Genomic DNA, 18558 nt, shown 5'->3' on the forward strand with positions numbered 1-18558 from the left:
CCACGAGCCTAGAGCCCCAGCCGCTCGATCACCTCGTCGCGCTCCTCCTCCGGCGTGCGGTCGGCGGCGACGGTGATGTGCGCCTCGTCGTCCTGCGGCGGCTCCAGGGTCGCGAGCTGCGACGCCAGGAGCGACGTCGGCATGAAGTGCCCCGACCTGGCCGTCATCCGGTCCTCGATCAAGGAGTTGTCGCCGGCGACGTGCACGAACACCACGCCGGGCGCCCGGAGGACGTCACGGTACGAGCGCTTCAGCGCCGAGCACGTGACGACACCGTTCGTGCCGGAGTCCAGGTGGTCGCGGATCCAGCTCGCGACGACCTCGAGCCACGGCCAACGGTCGTCGTCGTCGAGCGGGATCCCGGCGTGCATCTTGTCGACGTTCACCTGCGGGTGCATCGCGTCGCCCTCGGCGAAGTCCCACCCGAGCTGCTTCGCGACCATCTCGGCCACGGTCGACTTGCCGGATCCGGAGACCCCCATCACGACGAGGACGCGGGCGTCGAGCTCGCTCATCGGATGAACACCCCCGCGAGCAGGACGCCGAGCAACCCGAACACCGAGATCAGGCACTCGAGCACCGTCCACGTCTTGAACGTCTGCCCCACCGTGGTGTTGAGGTACCCCTTCACCAGCCAGAACCCGGCGTCGTTGACGTGCGACAGGAACACCGAGCCCGCGCCGATCGCGAGCACGAGGAGCGACACCACCGGCGACGACAGGTCCTGCGCGATCGGGGCCATGATGCCGGCAGCCGTGACGGTCGCGACCGTGGCCGAACCGGTGGCGACACGGACCACCGCCGAGACGACCCATGCGACGAGGAGCACCGAGATCCCGGAGTCCTTCACCGCGTCGGCGATCACCCCGCCGATCCCGGTGTCGATCAAGACCTGCTTGAACCCACCGCCCGCGCCGACGATGAGCAGCACGCCAGCGACGGGCGGCAGCGCGCTCTCGAGCGACCGGGACACGGCCGAACGGTCCATGCCGCCGCCGATCGCGAAGAAGACGATCGCGTACAGCGCTGCGAGTCCGATCGCGACCATCGGCGAACCGAGGAAGTCGAGCAGGCTCACCCAGGCACCAGCGGCGTCGGGCATCGTCGCCTCGCGGATCGCCTGCGCGAGCATGAGGACCACCGGCAGCAGGATGCCGATCAGCGCGACCGTGAACGACGGGCTGCGCGGTTCGCTGATGACGCGGGTGAAGTCGCTCTTGCCGTTCGGCAGGGACGCGGTGTCCTGCGTGGCGGGGCCGCGCCGGGCCTCCCGTCCTTCGTGAGCCGGGTCGCTGCCACGCGAGCCGAACAGGTCGGGTGCCGGGATGTCGACCCAGCGGGCCGCGAAGCGGGCGAAGACCGGGCCGGCCAGGATGATGACCGGGATCGCGAGCACGATGCCGAAGGCGAGTGTCGTGCCGAGGTTCGCACCGACCGTGGAGATCGCGACGAGCGGGCCGGGGTGCGGCGGGACGAACGCGTGCATCGTGGACAGACCGACGAGGGCGGGAACGGCGATCTTCATGATCGGCACGTCGCTGCGCTTGGCGACGAGGACGATGATCGGGATGAGGAGCACCAGGCCGACCTCGAAGAACATCGGCAGACCGATCAGTGCGCCGATGAGCGCCATCGTCCACGGCAGCGCCGCCTTCGACGACTTCCGGACGAGGGTGTCCACCACCCGGTCCGCGGCGCCCGAGTCGACGAGCATCTTGCCGAACATCGACCCGAGCCCGACCAGGATGCCCACACTCGTCATGGTCGCGCCGAAACCGACGCCGAAGCTCGTCACGGCCTTGTCCGGTGCGAGTCCCGCGCCGATGCCGACGCCGACCGCGCCGACCGTCAGCGCGATGAACGGGTGGATCTTGAGCCACGTGATCAGGACGATGATCACGACGATGCCGATGAGCGCCGCGATCACGAGCTGCGAGACCGGACCGGACGGATCGACCGTGTCGGTGCCGGCAGCGAGCACGGTGCTCGCGCTGGTTGGTGCGAGGTGAGGCATCTGCGCCCCTTCCTGGAGACGCTTCCGCGCGGCTCCGTCGCCTTGGTTCCGGGTTTCGATGCCGTTCGGAGCGGCATCGAATAATCTGATTAATCAGACTATACGTCGGTCCTCCGCGCGGCACACACCCGTCGGGGCAGTCTGCCGGTCTGATGGAGCACACGTCGCGCCTGGTGCGCGATCCGTACTGCATGGAGGAACGATGACCACGCCCCGCGGACTGCACGCCCAGGTGCTCGACACCCTCGGTCAGCGGATCGTGTCCGGCGCATCGGCAGTGGGCGTCGTGCTGCGTCCAGAGGAGATCGCGACCGAGTTCGGCGTGTCGCGCTCCGTCGTGCGCGAGGCACTCCGCGTCCTGCAGTCCCTCGGACTCGTCGAGCCGCGACAGCGCATCGGGACCCAGGTGCTGCCCGTGACGTCGTGGGAGCTGCTCTCGCCGTCGGTCATCCGGTGGCGAGGCCTCTCGGACGGGTACTTCGTCCAGCAGCGCGAACTCCTCGAACTCCGGCTCGGGATCGAGCCCGTCGCGGCGTCGCTGCTCGCCGGGCGTGGAGCCGGGGCCGGCGCTCCGGTGCTGGCCGCGGCGCTCGAGATGGTCGCCGCGGCGGCGAGCGGGGACGGCCGCGCCTACCTCGAGGCGGACGTCCGCTTCCACCGCGCGCTCCTCACCGGGTCGGGCAACGCCGTGTTCGGGCACTTCGCCGGTACCGTCGAGGCGCTCCTCCGCACCCGTACGTCGGAGTCGCGCGACACGATCACCCGGTGGACCGGCACCGCTGCCGGTCGGCACGAGGCCGTCGGGCGAGCCGTGGTCGCCGGGGACGCCGACGCTGCCGCAGCCGCGGCGACCGCGATGGTCGGTGTGACGCGCGACGAGTTCATCGCCGAGGCCGCGGGGCGCTCCGCCTGACGCCGCGGCCCCGAGTCTCGGAGGCGCGGGCCCGAGTCTCGGCGTGAGCGACCGTTCTCGCGGCCCGGGGCCCGAGGAACGTCGCTCAGCCCGAGTCTCGGCCGCGGTGACCCGCACCCCGGCGCGTGCGCGGACCACGCAGGCGGAGGCGCATCGTGACGGTCCCGAGCCACCGGTCGTACTTGTACCCGACCTTGCCCATGCGGCCGATCTCCTCGAAGCCGAGCCGTCGGTGCAGCCTGATCGAGGCATCGGCTGACCGGTCGGCGATGACCGCGACCACCTCGCGCACTCCGGCAACACGGCACTCGTCGAGCAGCGCCTCCATCAGCGCGCGCCCGAGCCCCTTCCCGCCGGACGCCGGCCCGAGGTAGATCGAGTTCTCGACGACGTGGTTCGACCGGTCACGCGGGTTCCAGGGATCGACGAGCGCGTACCCGAGCAACTGCCCAGACGGGTTCACCGCGACCAGGAACGGGAGCTTCCGCCGACGGATCTCGTCGTACCGCTGCTTCCACGCCGCGAACGTCAGCACGGCGCCGTCGAACGTCACCGACGAGTTCCGCACGTAGTGCGCGTGGATCTCGCGGATGTCCGGCAGGTCCGACGGCTCGGCGGCGCGGATCGACCAGGCGAACGCGGTCTCGGACGGCGCGGGCGCACGCAGGTGGCGCGGCAGCACCCGCCGCTGGCGGTATTCCTCCTCGAGCACGGTCACGAGCCTACGGGTCGCGTCCGGCAGGCGGTCACGACACCGGCCTGGAGGCTCGTCACACCTGGGCGGGCAGCGTCCAGTCGACGGGGTCGGCACCCTGGGCGACGAGCAGCTCGTTCACCTGGGAGAACGGGCGGCTCCCGAAGAACCCGCGGGACGCACTGAGCGGGCTCGGGTGTGCCGACGCGACGATCGGCGTGTCCCCGAGGAACGGCCGGACGGACCCGGCCTGCGCGCCCCAGAGCACGGCGACGAGCGGGCGGTCCCGGGCGACGAGCGCGCGGACGGCCTGCTCGGTGACCCGCTCCCACCCCTTGCCGCGGTGGCTGCCGGCGTCCCCGGCACCGACCGTCAGCACGCGGTTGAGCAGCATCACGCCCCGCTCCGACCACGGCCGCAGGTCACCGTGTACCGGCGGGGTGACGCCGAGGTCGTCGTGGAGCTCGCGGTAGATGTTCGCGAGGCTGCGCGGCACCGGACGGACCCCGGGGTCGACGGCGAAGGACAGGCCGATCGGGTGTCCTGGCGTCGGGTACGGGTCCTGCCCGATGACCAGCACCTTCACCTGGTCGAACGGGTACTCGAACGCCCGGAGCACGGATGCGCCTGCGGGCAGGTACGGCCGCCCCGACGCCGTCTCCTCGCGGAGCCACGCACCGAGTCGGTGGACGTCGTCCTCGACCGGGGCGAGGGCATCGGCCCACCCGGGGTCGACCAGTTCGGCGAGCGGCTGAGCCTGCATCGGAGTCGCTACGCACCCATCGTGGCGACGGAGACCGACTCGTCTCCGGCGACCACGCGCCAGACACTGCCGGCTCCGCGGACCTCGAGCGCCCCCTCACCGACGACCAGGACGGTGTCCTCGTCGATGGCGAGCCCGGCGGTGACGAACTCGGCCTCGGCGCTGGCGATGAGCCGTGCGATCGTGCCGGCCTGCACGGCATGCACGTCGATCGTCAGGTCCACGAGCCCGAGTCCTTCGCGGAGCTCGACCTCGTCGAGGCCCTCTGATGCACCCTCGGGGCAGACCTCGACGCCACCGACGCGCCAGCCGCCGACGAGCGCACGGTCGGACGCGATCATCGCGCCCGCCGAGTACCCGAGGTACGGCAGGCCGTCGGAGACGAGCAGGCGGATCTGGTCGACGAGCGGCGCGATCGCGTCGAGGTAGTCGGGGGTGCGCCCGCCGCCGATGACCAGGGCGTCGATGTCACTGAGGACCGCCGTGCTGAACGGCTGCCCCGGAGCGACCTCGGTCACGAGGACCTCCGCCGCGCGGGCACCGCCGAGGACCTCCGCGATGTCGGCGGTCGACGACGGGCTCGCGCCCGTGGCGTCGGCGACGGAGAGCAGCCCGATGCGCGGGACGGTGCGGCCGACGGCGGCGGAACGGGCGGTCGCCTCGGCGAGGAAGGGCGCAGCGGCGTCGGAGGCGGCGAACGGTCCGCCGCCGACGAGGTGGATGCTCACGACTCGGCCGTCACCGGTGCGAGGGCGCTCCACGGGAAGGTGATCCAGCCGTCGACCCGTCGCCAGACGTGGTCGGGCTCGAGCACGGTGCCGGGCTTCGAGTACAGGCAGGCACTCCGCACGTCGGCGCCGGCCTTCGCGATGATGTCGACGACGAGCGCCAGGGTGCGCCCGGAGTCGGAGACGTCGTCCACGACGAGCACGCGCTTGCCGGCGAGGCTCGGGGCGTCGAGCGCTGGCGCGAGCACGACGGGCTCGTCCAGACGCTGTTCGACGTCCGTGTAGAACTCGACGTTGATCGAGCCGCACTCCTTCGTGCCGAGCGCGTAGGCCACGGCACCGGCGATGATGAGCCCGCCGCGGGCGACGGCCACGACGACCTCCGGCTCGAAGCCGGACGACAGGACGTCCTTCGCGAGGAGCCGAGCGGCGTCCCCGAACTCGAGCCAGCCGAGCACCTCGGGCCCGCTCGTCACGGTCACGACGGCCGGCGAGGAGGGCTCGGCGGGTTCGCTGCTGATCGGCATCCGTCCACGGTACCGGCAGGTACCCCGCCCCCGCGACCCGAGTTCCCCGCCCGGGCGCGTGCGGGGCGGGGAACCGCCGACGGCTGCCTGGTCAGGACTTGGGCGACAGGTGTCCGCGCGCCAGCTTGTGCTGGGCGGACTGCGCGACCGGACGGATCGTGACGAGGTCGAGGTTCACGTGCGCCGGCAGCTCCACCGCGTGCACGATCGCCTCGGCGACGTCGTCGGCCGTGAGCGGGTCCTCGACACCGTCGTAGACCGCAGCGGCCTTCGACTCGTCGCCGCCGAACCGCACGAGCGCGAACTCGTCGGTCTTCACGAGCCCGGGAGCGATCTCGACGACGCGGATCGGTTCGCCGTTCAGCTCCAGACGGAGTGCACCGACCAGGGCGTGCTCGGCGGCCTTCGCCGCGTTGTACCCGCCGCCGTTCTCGTAGGAGACGAACCCGGCGGTGCTCGTGACGGTGACGATGTCGGCGCCGCCCGTGGTCGACGCACGCTGCCGGAGATGCGGGAGCAGCGCCGCGATCACGCGCTTGGTGCCGATGACGTTGACCTCGAACATGGCGCGCCAGTCGTCGACGTCCGACTCCTCGACGGTCGCCGAGCCGAACGCTCCCCCGGCGTTGTTGACGAGCACGTCCGCGCCGCCGAGCTCCGCGACGCGAGTCGCCAGGCGCTCGACGTCGGCGGCGTCGGTGATGTCCGCCGTGAGCGTGTCGATCCCGAGCTCCGCGGCGAGCTCGTCGAGCCGGTCGGCACGCCGGGCGACGGCGAGCACGTCCCAGCCCCGTTCGCGGAACAGGCGGACGGTGGCCGCCCCGATCCCCGAGCTCGCTCCCGTGACGACCGCGCGTCGTGCTGCCATGTCCGTGCCTCCAGTGCTCCGTCGACGAATGTCACGACAACGGTACCCAGTACGGCGAAGGTCACGTTCCGGTAACGTCACGAGGGATGACCATGGACGCCGCCCCTCCCGCGCCCGCTGCGCCGACCACGAACCTCGAACCGGGTCGCGCGAAGCGGCGCATCCCGATGTGGGACACCGCGCGGTTCGTCGCCGTGACGCTCGTCGTCATCGGGCACGCGATCCAGCGGCAGACCACGGCGAGCGAGCACGCCCTGGCGCTGTACACGTTCATCTACGCGTTCCACATGCCGGCGTTCGGTGTCATCAGCGGGTACTTCTCGTCCGCCGACACCCCCACGGCGAAGCGCATGCGTCGGACGATCACCGACATCGTCGTGCCGTACATCATCATGCAGACGATCTGGACCGTCGTGCAGTCACTCGTCGAGGGCGGCAAGAAGTTCAACCCGACCCAGCCGACGTGGACGCTCTGGTTCCTGCTCGCGCTGGGGATCTTCAAGCTGATCCTGCCGTACCTGGCGCAGCTGCGGTGGCCGCTGTTCTGGGCGGTCGTCTTCAGCATCGGCGTCGGGTACTTCGACAACGTCGACTCCACGCTGTCCCTCTCCCGCGCGATCAGCCTGCTGCCGTTCTTCCTGGTCGGCTGGCAGGTGAAGCAGTGGGGACTGTTCGACCGCTGGTACGAGGCGCCACGGAGGATCGTCGTCCGGCTCCGGGTCGTGGCCGGTGCGGTGTTCGCGGCGTGGGCGGTGGCCTGCGCGGTGTGGATCCCGCAGTTCAAGGAGTTCGACCTGCACCACTGGTTCTTCTACGACGACTCGTACTCGGGTCTCGGCGAGGACGCGTGGTGGGCGGGTGCCGTGCGCTTCGGTCTGATGCTCCTCGCCGCACTGCTCACCGCGTCGTTCCTCCTGCTGGTTCCCCGGCGGAACGTCTGGATCACGCAGTTCGGCGCGGCGACGATGTACGTGTACCTGCTGCACACGTTCGTGCTCTACCCGGTGCGCGAGTCCGGCATCCTCGCCGGCCAGCACTCGGCGTGGCCGTACGTGCTCCTGATGGTCGCGTTCGCCTGTGCGGTGAGCCTCTTCCTGGCGCAGCCGTTCGTCAGGAGAGGCATGCGCTGGCTCCTCGAGCCGAACGTCCGCTGGCTCTTCCGGCGCGACCCCGCCTGACGCTCGTTACGTCACGAGACGGGTGCGGTGGTGCGGACCCGGCCACGTCCGTACCGTTGCCTCCGACGTGACGACGCGCCGAGCCTCCCGGCCGAGCGCACGGCGACCCGACGACCGACCGCACCGGACAGGAGCACGAGATGACCGAGAACGACGCCGCGCAGTGGCGGTTCGAGACCACGCAGGTCCACGCCGGAGCGCAGCCGGACCCGACGACCGGCGCACGCGCCACCCCGATCTACAAGACGACCTCGTACGTCTTCGCGAACTCGGACGAGGCGCGTGACCTCTTCGCCCTCGCGAAGCCCGGCAACATCTACTCGCGCATCATGAACCCGACGAACGACGTCCTCGAACAGCGGATCGCCGCGCTCGAGGGGGGCTCCGGTGCGCTCCTGGTCGCGAGCGGTCAGGCGGCGGAGACCTACGCCGTCCTCAACATCGCGCAGGCCGGTGACCACATCGTGTCCTCGTCGTCGATCTACGGCGGCACGTACAACCTGTTCAAGTACACGCTGGCCCGGCTCGGCATCGAGACCACCTTCGTCGAGGACCAGGACGACCCCGAGGAGTGGCGCCGCGCGGTCCGCCCGAACACGAAGCTGTTCTTCGCCGAGACGATCGGCAACCCGAAGATCAACGTGCTCGACATCACGACGGTCGCGGACATCGCGCACCAGGCCGGGGTGCCGCTCATCGTCGACAACACGATCGCGACGCCGTACCTGATCCGTCCGTTCGAGCACGGCGCCGACATCGTGGTGCACTCGGCGACGAAGTTCCTCGGTGGGCACGGCACGGTCATCGGCGGCGTCATCGTCGACGGTGGCACGTTCCCGTGGTCCCAGCACCCGGAGAAGTTCCCGGAGTTCAACACGCCGGACCCCTCGTACCACGGGGCGGTCTTCGCCGAGGCGGTCGGCAACTCGCTCGCCTACATCATCAAGGCGCGCGTGCAGCTCCTCCGCGACCTCGGTGCGTCGAGCTCCCCCGACACCGCGTTCGCGCTGCTGCAGGGCATCGAGACCCTGTCGCTCCGCATCGAGCGACACGTGGCGAACGCGCAGGAGATCGCCGAGTGGCTCGACCAGCACCCGGACGTGGCGACGGTGGCCTACGCCGGACTGCCGACCTCCCCCTGGTACGGCGCCGCGACGCGGTACGCACCGAAGGGCGTCGGGGCGGTGCTGTCGTTCGAGCTGAAGGGCGGCGTCGACGCGGGTCGTGCGCTCGTCGACAACCTGACGCTGTTCTCGCACCTCGCCAACATCGGTGACGTGCGCTCGCTCGTGATCCACCCGGCGTCGACGACGCACTCGCAGCTCACGCCGGAGCAGCAGCTGACCACCGGTGTGACGCCGGGGCTCGTGCGCCTGTCGGTGGGCATCGAGAACGTCGAGGACCTGAAGGCGGACCTCGAGGCCGGGCTCGCAGCAGCTCGTGCGGTCGCCCAGGCTGGTTTGCGCGCGTAGGCGCACGCCGGACCCGCGAGCTCGCCCCTCCGGACCCGCGCCTCCGGACCCGCCCCTCCGGAGCCGACTCGGAACGACGAAGTCGCTGTCGTACGACAGCGACTTCGTCGTTCCCACGCGTGCGCAACTGTTGCGTCCGCTTGCTTGCGACAACGTCGATGTCGTACGACAGCGGTCTTGTCGTCCCTTGCGGACGCAACCACCTTGCGGACGCAACCACCCTGCCGACGCAACGACGCCGCCGGAGACGACCCAAGCCTCCCGTCCGCCCCGATCCGGCCACGCAACCGACGTAACACGGCGCCCGGACGGTCCACGGACCGGGACAATGGACGGACCATGGACTGGCAGACGACTCCCGAGGACTCCGTCCCGTCCACCCTGGTCCCGGGGACCGCGCTCGGGGCGATCGGCAAACCCCCGGTCACGGGCGCATGGCGACCCGGTGACCACCCCGGCTCCCGGCAGTTCGTCGCGCTCGGCGAGCAGTGGGTCCGCGGCGGACGGCTGCCGAGCGTCCGGATCGCCTACGAGTCCTGGGGCACGCTGAACGACGCACGGGACAACGCCGTCCTCGTGTTCCACGCGCTGACCGGGGACTCGCACGTCACGGGTGATGCCGGCCCCGGGCACAAGACCGCCGGCTGGTGGGGCGACGTCGTCGGACCCGGTCGGGCGATCGACACCGACCGGTGGTTCGTCGTCGCGCCGAACATGCTCGGCGGCTGCCAGGGCTCGACCGGCCCGTCGTCGGTCTCTCCAGACGGCGTGGAGTGGGGTTCGCGGTTCCCGTTCGTCACCGTGCGCGACCAGGTCGCCGCACAGGTGCAGCTCGCCGACGCGCTCGGCATCGACCGGTTCGCCGCGGTCGTCGGCGGGTCGATGGGCGGCATGCACGCGCTCGAGTTCGCGGCGTCGGCCCCGTCCCGTGTCGCCCGACTGGCGATCCTGGCAAGCACGGCCCAGACCACGGCGGACCAGATCGCGGCGAACTCGCTGCAGCGCGCCGCGATCCAGATGGACCCGGGCTTCGCGGGCGGCGACTACTACGAAGCCGAACCCGGCGACGGACCGTCCAGGGGGCTGTCCCTGGCCAGGCGGATGGCGATGATGACCTACCGCGCGTCCGACGAGCTCAACGGGCGGTTCGACCGCTCGTGGCAGTCGGACGTGTCCCCGCTCGGCGACGACGGCCGGTTCTCGGTGGAGAGCTACCTCGACTTCCACGGCAACAAGTTCACCAGGCGGTTCGACGCATCGACGTACGTGGCACTCACGCACGCGATGGACTCGCACGACGTCGGCGCCGGACGAGGCGGCGTCGCGTCGGCCCTCGGTGCCATCACGGCGAGGACGCTCGTCGTCGGCATCTCGAGCGATCGGCTCTTCCCCGTCGAGGACCAGCACCGGATCGCCGCCGGCATCCCGGACACCCTCGACGGCGACCACGCGGCCGTCATCGACAGCGAGTTCGGCCACGACGGGTTCCTCATCGAGCACGCGGCGGTCGGTGCGCACCTCCGTCGTCTGCTGGGCTGAACCGACGTATTCATCGCATTCGCTATAACAAAACCGTTTCCAATCGGAACGACCGGGCGTGCCGAACACCCCCCAACGGGTGCCGCCCGTGGAATGATGGCTCCGAACCGATCAACCGTCGGTTTCACGACCTTCCCTGCACCCACACGAGAACAGCACCAGGACACCGATGGAACTCATCGCACAGGAACGTGACCGGCTCCTCCGGTCCACGACCCGTGTCGTCGGCATCGCCTGCACGCTGATCAGCCTGGTCGGCGTCCTCTGCTCGTTCGCCGTCCCGGCCGGTCCGCTCGCCGGCGGGATCGCCTGCATGGCGGTGATGATCGGTGCGCTCGTCGCGTTCGGCTGGAACGGCTCGACGTGGTGGACCGCACTCACGCTCGTGGCGGGCCTCGGCGCCATGGTCGTCCTCACGCCGAGCGTCGACGGTCTCGAGCGCACGGTGCTCGCGAGCGCGCTCGTCCCCCTCGCCGCCGGCGGCCTCTCCTCGCTCCTCATGGCGCAGCGCGGACACCTCGTCGGACTCGGTTTGACCATCCTCGGCGGCGTCGCGTCGATCATCGTGATGGCCTTCGCCGCCGGCGGACTCGTCTCCAACGCCGTCGGCGGGACCGTCCTCGGCTGGGTGCTCACCGCCGTCGTCGCGTACTGGATCTCCCGGAGCATCCCCCGCGTCGCGCGCCGCATCTACAGCATCGGCACCGCACACCGTGCGGAACGCCAGGCGAGCGAGACCGAGGCGCAGCGCCGCCAGGGTGCCCGGCTGCTCCACGACACCGTCCTCGCCACGCTCACCCTCCTCGCCCACTCCGGCGTCGGCGTCTCCGAGCAGGCGATGCGCGAGCAGGCCGCCGAGGACGCCAGGCTGCTGCGGCACCTCCGGCTCGGCGCGACACCGCAACCGCAGCAGTCCGGCGACTACTCGCTCACCCGAACCGAGGAGTCACCGCTCGGGCAGACGCTCGAGTCCGTGAAGCAGCGCTTCGGCCGGATGGGACTCGAGGTCAGCTGGCACGGCACCGGGCAGGTCCTCCTGCCGTCGAACGTCCTCGACGCGTTCCTGCTCGCCCTCGCGGAGTGCCTGGAGAACGTCCGTCGCCACGCCGGTGTCGCCGAGGCGCACGTCACGATCGTGCACGACAACGACATGGTCCGCGCGATGGTCACCGACTCCGGCGTCGGCTTCGAACTCGGCGCCATCGACGAGGAGCGTCTCGGCTTCAAGGAGAGCGTGGTGAACCGCCTCCGCGAGGTCGGCGGAGACGCCCGCCTCTTCTCCGCGCCCGGATCGGGCACCACCGTCGTCCTGGAGGCCCCCGATGAGTCGCGTCCCCGAGGACACGATCGGCCGCGGACTCCCCGGCGAGACCCAGCAGCCCGCTCCGCGGACCCGACGGGAGGCTCGGGAACGGTACCGGGGCACGGAACGTCGGCAGGCGCGCGGCCTCCCCTCCACCTCCACCGGTGCGCGGTCGCTGCGGCAGGCCGCGAAGCCCGGAGCATCGCTCGGCGCCGGGCACCTCGGGCTCGGCGCGGCGGTGCTCACCGCACTCGAGGCGATCGCGGGCATCGTCTTCTTCCTCGCACACTGGACGGACTTCTCCGACCCCTGGCTCCCCGCTGCCGCGTGGATGCTCTTCGTCATCGCGGCGGTCGGCGTCGGCCTGAGCGTCCTGACCTACGGCGAACGACTCACCGGGCTGGCCTTCGTGCTGATCTGCGTCGTCCTCGGGTGCGTCGTCACCCTCGACTTCATCGGCATCTGGCCCGAGCACGACCTCGCCCACACGGCCAGCGCCTCGATCGCCGCCGGGTTCGCCCTGCTCCCCGTCGCGACGCTCCGCCCGGCTCGCGAGGTCGCCGCGGCGATCACGGTGCTCGGGCTCGCGTTCATCGGCATGGCGGTCGCATCGACCCCGATCACGACCGACACCATCCCCGGGCTGTTCTCGCTGCTGGCGCTCGTGATCGTCCCGCCGTCGGTGGCGATCTTCGTCACGCACCGCTTCCGGCAGCTCGTGCAGCGTGAACTCGACCGGGTGCTCGTGCAGTCGAACGTCTCCGCACCGCAGTTCGCCGTCGGCATGCTCGCATCCGACGAACTCGCCCGACTCGACCTCGCCGCCGAGAAGCTCCTCGACGCCGTCGCGAACGGCACCGACCCGCTCCCCCTGTCGGACGCGTCCTCGTCGGTGGCGGCGTCACTGGCCACCGAGCTCCGCCTGCACCTCATCGAGGGCCGCCGCGAGACCTGGCTGTACCACGCCATCACCGAGTCGGACCACCTCGGCCGTGCCGTCAGCGTCGCCGACCCCGGGTCGCTCGCCGGGCACCTCTCCCCCGCACAGCGCGACGGACTGCTCCAAGCGCTCTGGCAGATGGTCGGCGACGGCCGCGGGCTGCAGCCCGGCGTCCCGATGGTCTCCGTCACGCTCGGGCCGGTCGGCTCGGACGGGCACCCGGTCTCCGACGAGGAGATGGACGTGCCGATCGTCATCGAGTCCCGCGGCGTCCCGCGCCGACGGCTCGGCCCGACGGCCTGGAGCGGTCTCGCCCGCATCGGGAGCTACACCGACACGGTGCGGGACGGGGCGCTGCACATCGTCGCCCACTGCGTCGTGAGCCGACATCCCACGATGTGACGGGTTGTCGGACACCCTGACCAGCCTGCGCTCGCCGAGTGGGCCCACCACCTAGGCTCTGCCACGCAGACCACGAGAAAGGACGCCAGCATGGCGACTCCAGAGGAACCGATCCGACTCGCACTCGTCGACGACCACAAGATGTTGCTCGGCGCCCTGACGGAGTGGATCCGTGGCGCTGCCGACGACATCACGCTCGTCGCCGCCGTCACGACCTGGCCCGAGCTGCTCACCAGCTCGTCGTTCCCGGTCGATGTGGTGCTGCTCGACCTGGACCTCAAGGACTCCATCCCGGTCTCGCTGAAGATCTCGACGCTCAAGACGGCCGGCGTGAAGACCGTCGTCATGAGCACGTACTCCGAGCCGAACGTGGTGCGCGAGGCACTCGGCTCCGGTGCCCTCGGGTACCTCGTGAAGAGCGAGGACGCCGAGATGATCGTCGAGGCGATCCGCTCGGCACAGCGCGGCGAGCAGTACGTCTCCGCCGAGCTCGACCTGGCGATCAACTCCGGTGACGTCGGTGGCGTGCCGAAGCTCAGCGCGCAGGAGCGCCGCGTCATGGCGCTCTACGGCGGTGGCGAACCGGTGAAGAGCGTCGCGTACCAGCTCGGCATCTCCGAGGAGACCGCGAAGAGCTACCTCAAGCGCATCCGTGAGAAGTACCGCGTGGCCGGCTTCGACGTCGGCACGAAGGTCGCCCTCCGGAAGCGTGCGATCACCGACGGCATCATCTTCGAAGACGGCAGCCCCCACGGCCTGTAGGTCCCTGGGCCCTTCGCCCGCGTTCGCCTGTTGCGATCGCCTGTTGCGATCGCACTTCGTGTCACCTCGACTCCGGTCGTTCCGAAACGGAGTGCGATCGCAGCGGTTCCGGGAGGTCTTCCGGGTCCGGCCGCGCGCGTCAGACGAGCGGGATCGGGGACGTGATCGGGCCGGTCGTGGGGTGCGGAGCTGACAGTGCCGCGCGGCGGTTCGACCGACGCTCGACGGCGTAGCTGATCGAGGTCATCACCACACCGAGCAGCGCGAGCACGATGCCGAGCCACCCCGGTGCCACGAAGCCGAACCCGGCGGCGATGACCGCGCCGCCAAGGGCAGCACCGAGCGAGTTCCCGATGTTGAACGCCGAGTGGTTCAGCGCCGCGGCGATCGTCTTGGCGTCTCCGGCGACGTCCATCAGGCGCGACTGCACCGCCGGCGGGATCGCCGACGAGGTCGCGCCGAGCAGGAACGCCCCGACGAACACGCCGACGGCCCACTGTGCGGTGAGCACCGTCACGAGCAGCGCGCCGATGAGTGCGAACATGCCGACGTAGATCGTGCGCTTGACGCTGTGGTCGGCCAGGTGCCCGCCGAGGACACCGCCCACGACCATGCCGAGGCCGACGACCACCAGCACCAGGGGCACCACCGACTCGGACAGCCCCGTGACGTTCGTGACGAGCGGCGAGATGTACGAGTAGACCGCGAAGAACCCGCCGAACCCGACCGCGCCGAGCCCCATCACGAGCCAGACCTGGGGCACGCGGAACGCTCGGAGCTCACGGCCGATGGACGCGTGTTCGTCGCGGGCCGAGCGCGGGACGAAGGCCGACACCGCGAAGAACGTCGCGGCGAAGAGCACGGCGACGACGCCGTACGCCACACGCCAGCCGGCGTTCTGCCCGATGAACGTGATCGCCGGGACGCCGATGACGTTCGCGACGGACAGGCCGAGGAGCACCATCGCGATGCCCTTGCCGCGCTTGCCGGAACCCATGATGTCGCCGGCGACGATCGAGGCGATGCCGAAGTACGCACCGTGCGGCAGGCCCGCGACGAACCGGGCGACGAGCACCAGCCCGAAGGACGGCAGCAGCGCGCTGGCGATCGTGGCGACGACGAACCCGACGAGCAGCACCATGAGGAGCCCCTTGCGCGGGAACTTCGCCGACATCGCGGCGATCGTCGGCGCACCGACGACCACGCCGAGCGCGTAGGCGCTGACGAGCCATCCGGCGTGGGCGATGCCGGCGTCCGGGTTCGCCGCGTACTGCGTCGGCAGGAGCGCCTCGGCGATGTTCGGGAGGAGCCCCATCGCGACGAACTCGGTCGACCCGATGGCGAACCCACCGAGGGCGAGGGCGATGAGCGCGAGCGCGCGACGCGCCGGCGTGAGCTGGGACATGGTGCCTGTTTCGGACGTGACGGACGGTTCGGGACCAGCCACGGAGTTCACGGAGGAGGGGCTGGAGGTGAGGCGCGTGGCGGAACGCGCCGGGCCTCCCGTCCGGGACGGCGTCGTCGCGACCGGCGTTCGCCGGTCCGCTCGACGGTGAACGGAAGAGACCGGTCCGACTGCACGGCCCGGTCGGATCAGTGTAGACCGCTCCAAACCATCGACGGAACCCGCGAGCCGAATCGATTCGATACCCGCCGTTCAGGCGGCGCGTCGCTCCGACTGCCGGTGGACGACCACGGGCGCGGGGGAATCGTCGCGGTGCACCCACCCGGCACCGCACTCGGTGCAGGTGGCCCAGGCGTTCTGGTCGTCGGAGTCCACGTCGATGACGACCGTTCGCAGGTCGCAGTCGGGGCACCAGCCGTCGTGCATCATCACGATCTCCTCGTCACTTCGGTGGCCGCCCGGTGCGACCATCTGCGCAACATGACACACCCGACCACCGACATCCTCGGCAGGGCGACGGCGTGTCGTCGAGACCGGGGGATCAGCCCGTCAGCGCGACGTTCTCGCGCTGCACGGCGTCGAGGAAGTCGTTGACCTCGATCGGCAGATGATCGCCCGGCTGGCGCGGGGCCGGTACCTCGAGCTGGATGAGCTGTGACGGCATCGGACGGGTCGTGGCTCTCGTTAGTTGCCACGAGCTGTTCACTGAAGCCGCCGGAAGCGGAAGCCCGGTCGACGGAGCATCGCGCACGAGACGTGCAGCGCGTCGAAACGCGGTCCACGGTCGCGACGCGGAGGCTCAACGTGCGACCATTCGTGCATGGAGAGCCCGCTTGTCCTTACTTCTCTGACGCTTCGATCCGGTCAAACCGTCGACCTTGACCGAGGTGTTACCGTGATTGTCGGGCCGAACAACGCCGGGAAGAGCACGCTTCTACGAGATATCAATATCCGGATGGCTAATAACGGCTTCGAGTCGAAGGTTCTTGCGTATCATACGACCGAACTTCCCGGCGGTGTCGCAAGGTTGCGCGAGTGGTTCGATGCCAACGGCTCCTACTACGAAGCGGGGGAACATCCTTTCGGCACTTTCAACGAGCCGATATGGCGCATCGGTAATCACATCGTGACAGCACAACAACTCGTCGACACCGCAGGACACCCGCTTGGCTTTAGCGGACTAGCTGTGGATAGGTTAGTGGGCTACTTGGATGCCGAATCCCGACTCGGCGCCTCCCAGGACACATCAGCGTACGACTCCTATACCAATGTGCCCACGTCGGCCTTGCAGACGCTTTATGCCCGGAGAGACCTGGAGAAGGAGCTTTCCGACCTCAGCGAAGCCGCTTTCGGAATCAAGTTGGTCGTGAATCGATATGCGGGCAGCTCTATCCGGCTTCATGTGGGCGAGGTTACAGTTGACGAGCAGATGCCCCCTACACCCGAATATCAGAAGCAGATAAACGGCCTCGAATTGGTTTACAATCAGGGCGACGGGATGCGCGCCTTCATCGGAATGGCGTTGAATATTCTTGCGGGGGCTGCACCCATTGTGCTATTGGACGAGCCGGAAGCGTTCCTGCATCCGCCGCAAGCTCGTATCTTCGGACGATTCCTTGCGAAGCAGTCGCGGTCGGGCCGCCAGATCATCGTCTCAACTCACAGCGAGGATATTGTCGCCGGACTCACTGACGACGTTGATGCGGATTTTCCCATTGCCATTCTCCGCCTCACTCGCGAGGACACGCTCAATCGAGTCGCGCAGCTCTCGCCAAGCACGGTCAAGTCACTCGCAGACGACCCATTGCTACGATATTACGACATGCTCAACGGTCTTTTCTCGCTTGGCGTCGTGCTCTGCGAGTCGGACCACGACTGCACCTACTACAGCGCGGTTGTGCAAGCAGCAGTCAACCACGATGACAACTCGGTTCGAGCTCTGACTCAGAGCCACTTCACGCAGGCGGGTGGGAAGTCCCGAGTGATGCGCGCCATCCGAGCATTCCGTGATGCAGCGATCCCCGTCGTCGCGGTCTTCGATATCGACATCCTTCAGCAACCGAACGAGACGACCGAACTAATCGAGAGCATTGGTGGTGATCCAGCGGAATACCAGGGATATCTGAACACCATCCGATCAGCAGTCAACAGTGATCGAACCGCGGTGGACCGTGGGCGTGCAGCGCAAGAGGTTGCTGAGCTCTTGCAAAACGGATCTGGCCCCCCGACGGGCGCAGAACTACGCAGGGTGAATGACATCCTCAAGCCTAAGTCAGGCTGGCGCAAGATGAAGGCCGCGGGCACATCGATGCTGGGCGGAGGAGACCTTCTCGCATACCAGGCCGTGGAGGGCAAGCTTGAGAAGGAAGGCATTTTCATCCTGCATCAGGGCGAGTTGGAGCGCCTGCACCCGACGCTCTCCCAGACCGACAAGGCCCGTTGGCTCCGTGAGGCGATCGATAGTGGAGCTTTCAAGCATTCGCCCGCACTCGATCTTCTTCGCCGCGCCGCCGCGTACATCAACATGAAGCAGTTTGCCTAACGAGGACCGTGGTTTCTCGCAAGGTAGCCCCTACCTGCCCGTCGTTCAACAGCGGATTCGCGACCAGTCCTGGTTTAGGCATACATCCTGCTCCCCACGAGCACCTGCGTGACGACGGGATGGGCCTCCGCCATATGCACATAGCCGCCCTCTTGCGCTGAGGCGACGGCGACGACTACCGGTCCCAGGAATGAATCCGGCACGGTGCCTGGTACACCGGCAACGACCGGACCAAACCTCCTAGTAATTCGATAGGTATCCGCAACGCCCCCGCTCCAGGGCTGCATCTGGGGTGGGGGCGTTTCGTCGTTCAAGGAGCGCAGGGGCGATCGCGGGACCCGCTCCACCATCCGCGCCGCTGCGTCGAGGAAACGCTCATGGGACCGACGCGACCGAACCGGCATTTTCCGACGTTGCCGCGAAACCAAGCCGCTCCGCTTATGAAGCCGTGCGCCGGAACATTTGCACGACCTTCCGGTGCCCGTCGTCGTTCACACGGGGTCATACC

At 69.3% G+C, this 18558-nt stretch carries 18 protein-coding genes and 1 pseudogene; 8 read left to right on the top strand and 11 right to left on the bottom strand.

The genetic code is table 11. The features are described from left to right. Positions 1-8: 8 nt before the first annotated feature. Positions 9-515: a gluconokinase gene (locus tag QK288_RS13385; protein ID WP_281264788.1), complete on the bottom strand. Its 507-nt coding sequence runs from the start codon at positions 513-515 to the stop codon at positions 9-11. Beyond that, positions 512-2014 (bottom strand): SLC13 family permease, encoded by a 1503-nt coding sequence (locus QK288_RS13390; RefSeq protein ID WP_281264789.1) that lies wholly within the window; start codon positions 2012-2014, stop codon positions 512-514. The genes QK288_RS13385 and QK288_RS13390 overlap by 4 nt, the downstream gene beginning before the upstream one ends. 202 nt (positions 2015-2216) lie before the next feature. Between QK288_RS13390 and QK288_RS13395 the strand changes: the two genes are divergently transcribed. Then, positions 2217-2927, top strand: coding sequence for an FCD domain-containing protein (locus QK288_RS13395; RefSeq protein WP_281264790.1), 711 nt, complete (start codon positions 2217-2219; stop codon positions 2925-2927). A gap of 85 nt (positions 2928-3012) precedes the next feature. Here QK288_RS13395 and QK288_RS13400 read toward each other — a convergent pair whose 3' ends face one another. The 5 genes from QK288_RS13400 to QK288_RS13420 form a co-directional block, all read right to left on the bottom strand. After that, the gene (locus QK288_RS13400) at positions 3013-3639 is read right to left on the bottom strand and encodes a GNAT family N-acetyltransferase (protein ID WP_281264791.1); all 627 of its coding nucleotides are present in this window, start codon (positions 3637-3639) and stop codon (positions 3013-3015) included. Between the two features lie 58 nt (positions 3640-3697). After that, positions 3698-4384, bottom strand: coding sequence for a uracil-DNA glycosylase (locus QK288_RS13405; RefSeq protein WP_281264792.1), 687 nt, complete (start codon positions 4382-4384; stop codon positions 3698-3700). Positions 4385-4392: 8 nt separating this feature from the next. After that, positions 4393-5112, bottom strand: coding sequence for a Type 1 glutamine amidotransferase-like domain-containing protein (locus tag QK288_RS13410; RefSeq protein ID WP_281264793.1), 720 nt, complete (start codon positions 5110-5112; stop codon positions 4393-4395). Further along, the gene (locus QK288_RS13415) at positions 5109-5639 is read right to left on the bottom strand and encodes a phosphoribosyltransferase (protein ID WP_281264794.1); all 531 of its coding nucleotides are present in this window, start codon (positions 5637-5639) and stop codon (positions 5109-5111) included. Before QK288_RS13415 ends, QK288_RS13410 begins: the two co-directional genes overlap by 4 nt. Positions 5640-5730: 91 nt before the next feature. Beyond that, positions 5731-6507 (bottom strand): SDR family oxidoreductase, encoded by a 777-nt coding sequence (locus QK288_RS13420; protein WP_281264795.1) that lies wholly within the window; start codon positions 6505-6507, stop codon positions 5731-5733. Between the two features lie 86 nt (positions 6508-6593). Between QK288_RS13420 and QK288_RS13425 the strand changes: the two genes are divergently transcribed. The 3 genes from QK288_RS13425 to QK288_RS13435 all read left to right on the top strand — a co-directional run bounded on the left by QK288_RS13425 (position 6594) and on the right by QK288_RS13435 (position 10696). Beyond that, complete coding sequence (locus tag QK288_RS13425) at positions 6594-7685, top strand: acyltransferase family protein (RefSeq protein ID WP_281264796.1); 1092 nt, start codon at positions 6594-6596, stop codon at positions 7683-7685. A 140-nt stretch (positions 7686-7825) separates the two neighbouring features. Then, a complete protein-coding gene (locus QK288_RS13430) occupies positions 7826-9157 on the top strand; it encodes a bifunctional o-acetylhomoserine/o-acetylserine sulfhydrylase (protein ID WP_281264797.1) in 1332 nt (443 codons plus the stop codon). Between the two features lie 339 nt (positions 9158-9496). Then, on the top strand, positions 9497-10696 hold the full coding sequence (locus tag QK288_RS13435; protein WP_281264798.1) for a homoserine O-acetyltransferase: 1200 nt from the start codon (positions 9497-9499) through the stop codon (positions 10694-10696). A 124-nt stretch (positions 10697-10820) separates the two neighbouring features. Here the strand turns inward: QK288_RS13435 and QK288_RS13440 are convergent, their stop codons facing one another. Continuing rightward, positions 10821-11576: a hypothetical protein gene (locus QK288_RS13440; protein WP_281264799.1), complete on the bottom strand. Its 756-nt coding sequence runs from the start codon at positions 11574-11576 to the stop codon at positions 10821-10823. A gap of 114 nt (positions 11577-11690) precedes the next feature. Here QK288_RS13440 and QK288_RS18855 point away from each other — a divergent pair. From QK288_RS18855 to QK288_RS13455, 3 genes and pseudogenes are all read left to right on the top strand, one after another. After that, positions 11691-11960 (top strand): annotated as a pseudogene (locus tag QK288_RS18855) (histidine kinase); the annotation flags it as partial. A gap of 58 nt (positions 11961-12018) precedes the next feature. Next, positions 12019-13341 (top strand): hypothetical protein, encoded by a 1323-nt coding sequence (locus QK288_RS13450; protein ID WP_281264801.1) that lies wholly within the window; start codon positions 12019-12021, stop codon positions 13339-13341. A 90-nt stretch (positions 13342-13431) separates the two neighbouring features. Further along, the gene (locus tag QK288_RS13455) at positions 13432-14103 is read left to right on the top strand and encodes a response regulator transcription factor (protein ID WP_281264802.1); all 672 of its coding nucleotides are present in this window, start codon (positions 13432-13434) and stop codon (positions 14101-14103) included. A 139-nt stretch (positions 14104-14242) separates the two neighbouring features. Here the strand turns inward: QK288_RS13455 and QK288_RS13460 are convergent, their stop codons facing one another. The 3 genes from QK288_RS13460 to QK288_RS13470 form a co-directional block, all read right to left on the bottom strand. After that, a complete protein-coding gene (locus QK288_RS13460; RefSeq protein WP_281264803.1) occupies positions 14243-15508 on the bottom strand; it encodes an MFS transporter in 1266 nt (421 codons plus the stop codon). 252 nt (positions 15509-15760) lie between these two features. Next, entirely contained in the window at positions 15761-15979 is a 219-nt protein-coding gene (locus QK288_RS13465) for a hypothetical protein (RefSeq protein ID WP_281264804.1), read from the bottom strand. Positions 15980-16049: 70 nt separating this feature from the next. Beyond that, complete coding sequence (locus QK288_RS13470) at positions 16050-16172, bottom strand: hypothetical protein (protein WP_281264805.1); 123 nt, start codon at positions 16170-16172, stop codon at positions 16050-16052. A 156-nt stretch (positions 16173-16328) separates the two neighbouring features. Between QK288_RS13470 and QK288_RS13475 the strand changes: the two genes are divergently transcribed. Further along, positions 16329-18050 (top strand): ATP-binding protein, encoded by a 1722-nt coding sequence (locus QK288_RS13475; protein ID WP_281264806.1) that lies wholly within the window; start codon positions 16329-16331, stop codon positions 18048-18050. The last annotated feature ends 508 nt before the right edge of the window (positions 18051-18558 follow it).

Source organism: Curtobacterium sp. 9128, assembly GCF_900086645.1.
Lineage (GTDB): Bacteria > Actinomycetota > Actinomycetes > Actinomycetales > Microbacteriaceae > Curtobacterium.

Bases quoted from the DNA above. Each gene is read 5' to 3' on its own strand.
- QK288_RS13465 (WP_281264804.1), bottom strand. From the start codon at position 15,979: ATGGTCGCACCGGGCGGCCACCGAAGTGACGAGGAGATCGTGATGATG.
- QK288_RS13450 (WP_281264801.1), top strand. From the start codon at position 12,019: ATGAGTCGCGTCCCCGAGGACACGATCGGCCGCGGACTCCCCGGCGAG.
- QK288_RS13470 (WP_281264805.1), bottom strand. From the start codon at position 16,172: ATGCCGTCACAGCTCATCCAGCTCGAGGTACCGGCCCCGCGCCAGCCG.
- QK288_RS13405 (WP_281264792.1), bottom strand. From the start codon at position 4,384: ATGCAGGCTCAGCCGCTCGCCGAACTGGTCGACCCCGGGTGGGCCGAT.
- QK288_RS13395 (WP_281264790.1), top strand. From the start codon at position 2,217: ATGACCACGCCCCGCGGACTGCACGCCCAGGTGCTCGACACCCTCGGT.
- QK288_RS13390 (WP_281264789.1), bottom strand. From the start codon at position 2,014: ATGCCTCACCTCGCACCAACCAGCGCGAGCACCGTGCTCGCTGCCGGC.
- QK288_RS13420 (WP_281264795.1), bottom strand. From the start codon at position 6,507: ATGGCAGCACGACGCGCGGTCGTCACGGGAGCGAGCTCGGGGATCGGG.
- QK288_RS13430 (WP_281264797.1), top strand. From the start codon at position 7,826: ATGACCGAGAACGACGCCGCGCAGTGGCGGTTCGAGACCACGCAGGTC.
- QK288_RS13460 (WP_281264803.1), bottom strand. From the start codon at position 15,508: ATGTCCCAGCTCACGCCGGCGCGTCGCGCGCTCGCGCTCATCGCCCTC.
- QK288_RS13435 (WP_281264798.1), top strand. From the start codon at position 9,497: ATGGACTGGCAGACGACTCCCGAGGACTCCGTCCCGTCCACCCTGGTC.
- QK288_RS13475 (WP_281264806.1), top strand. From the start codon at position 16,329: ATGGAGAGCCCGCTTGTCCTTACTTCTCTGACGCTTCGATCCGGTCAA.
- QK288_RS13385 (WP_281264788.1), bottom strand. From the start codon at position 515: ATGAGCGAGCTCGACGCCCGCGTCCTCGTCGTGATGGGGGTCTCCGGA.
- QK288_RS13455 (WP_281264802.1), top strand. From the start codon at position 13,432: ATGGCGACTCCAGAGGAACCGATCCGACTCGCACTCGTCGACGACCAC.
- QK288_RS13415 (WP_281264794.1), bottom strand. From the start codon at position 5,639: ATGCCGATCAGCAGCGAACCCGCCGAGCCCTCCTCGCCGGCCGTCGTG.
- QK288_RS13425 (WP_281264796.1), top strand. From the start codon at position 6,594: ATGACCATGGACGCCGCCCCTCCCGCGCCCGCTGCGCCGACCACGAAC.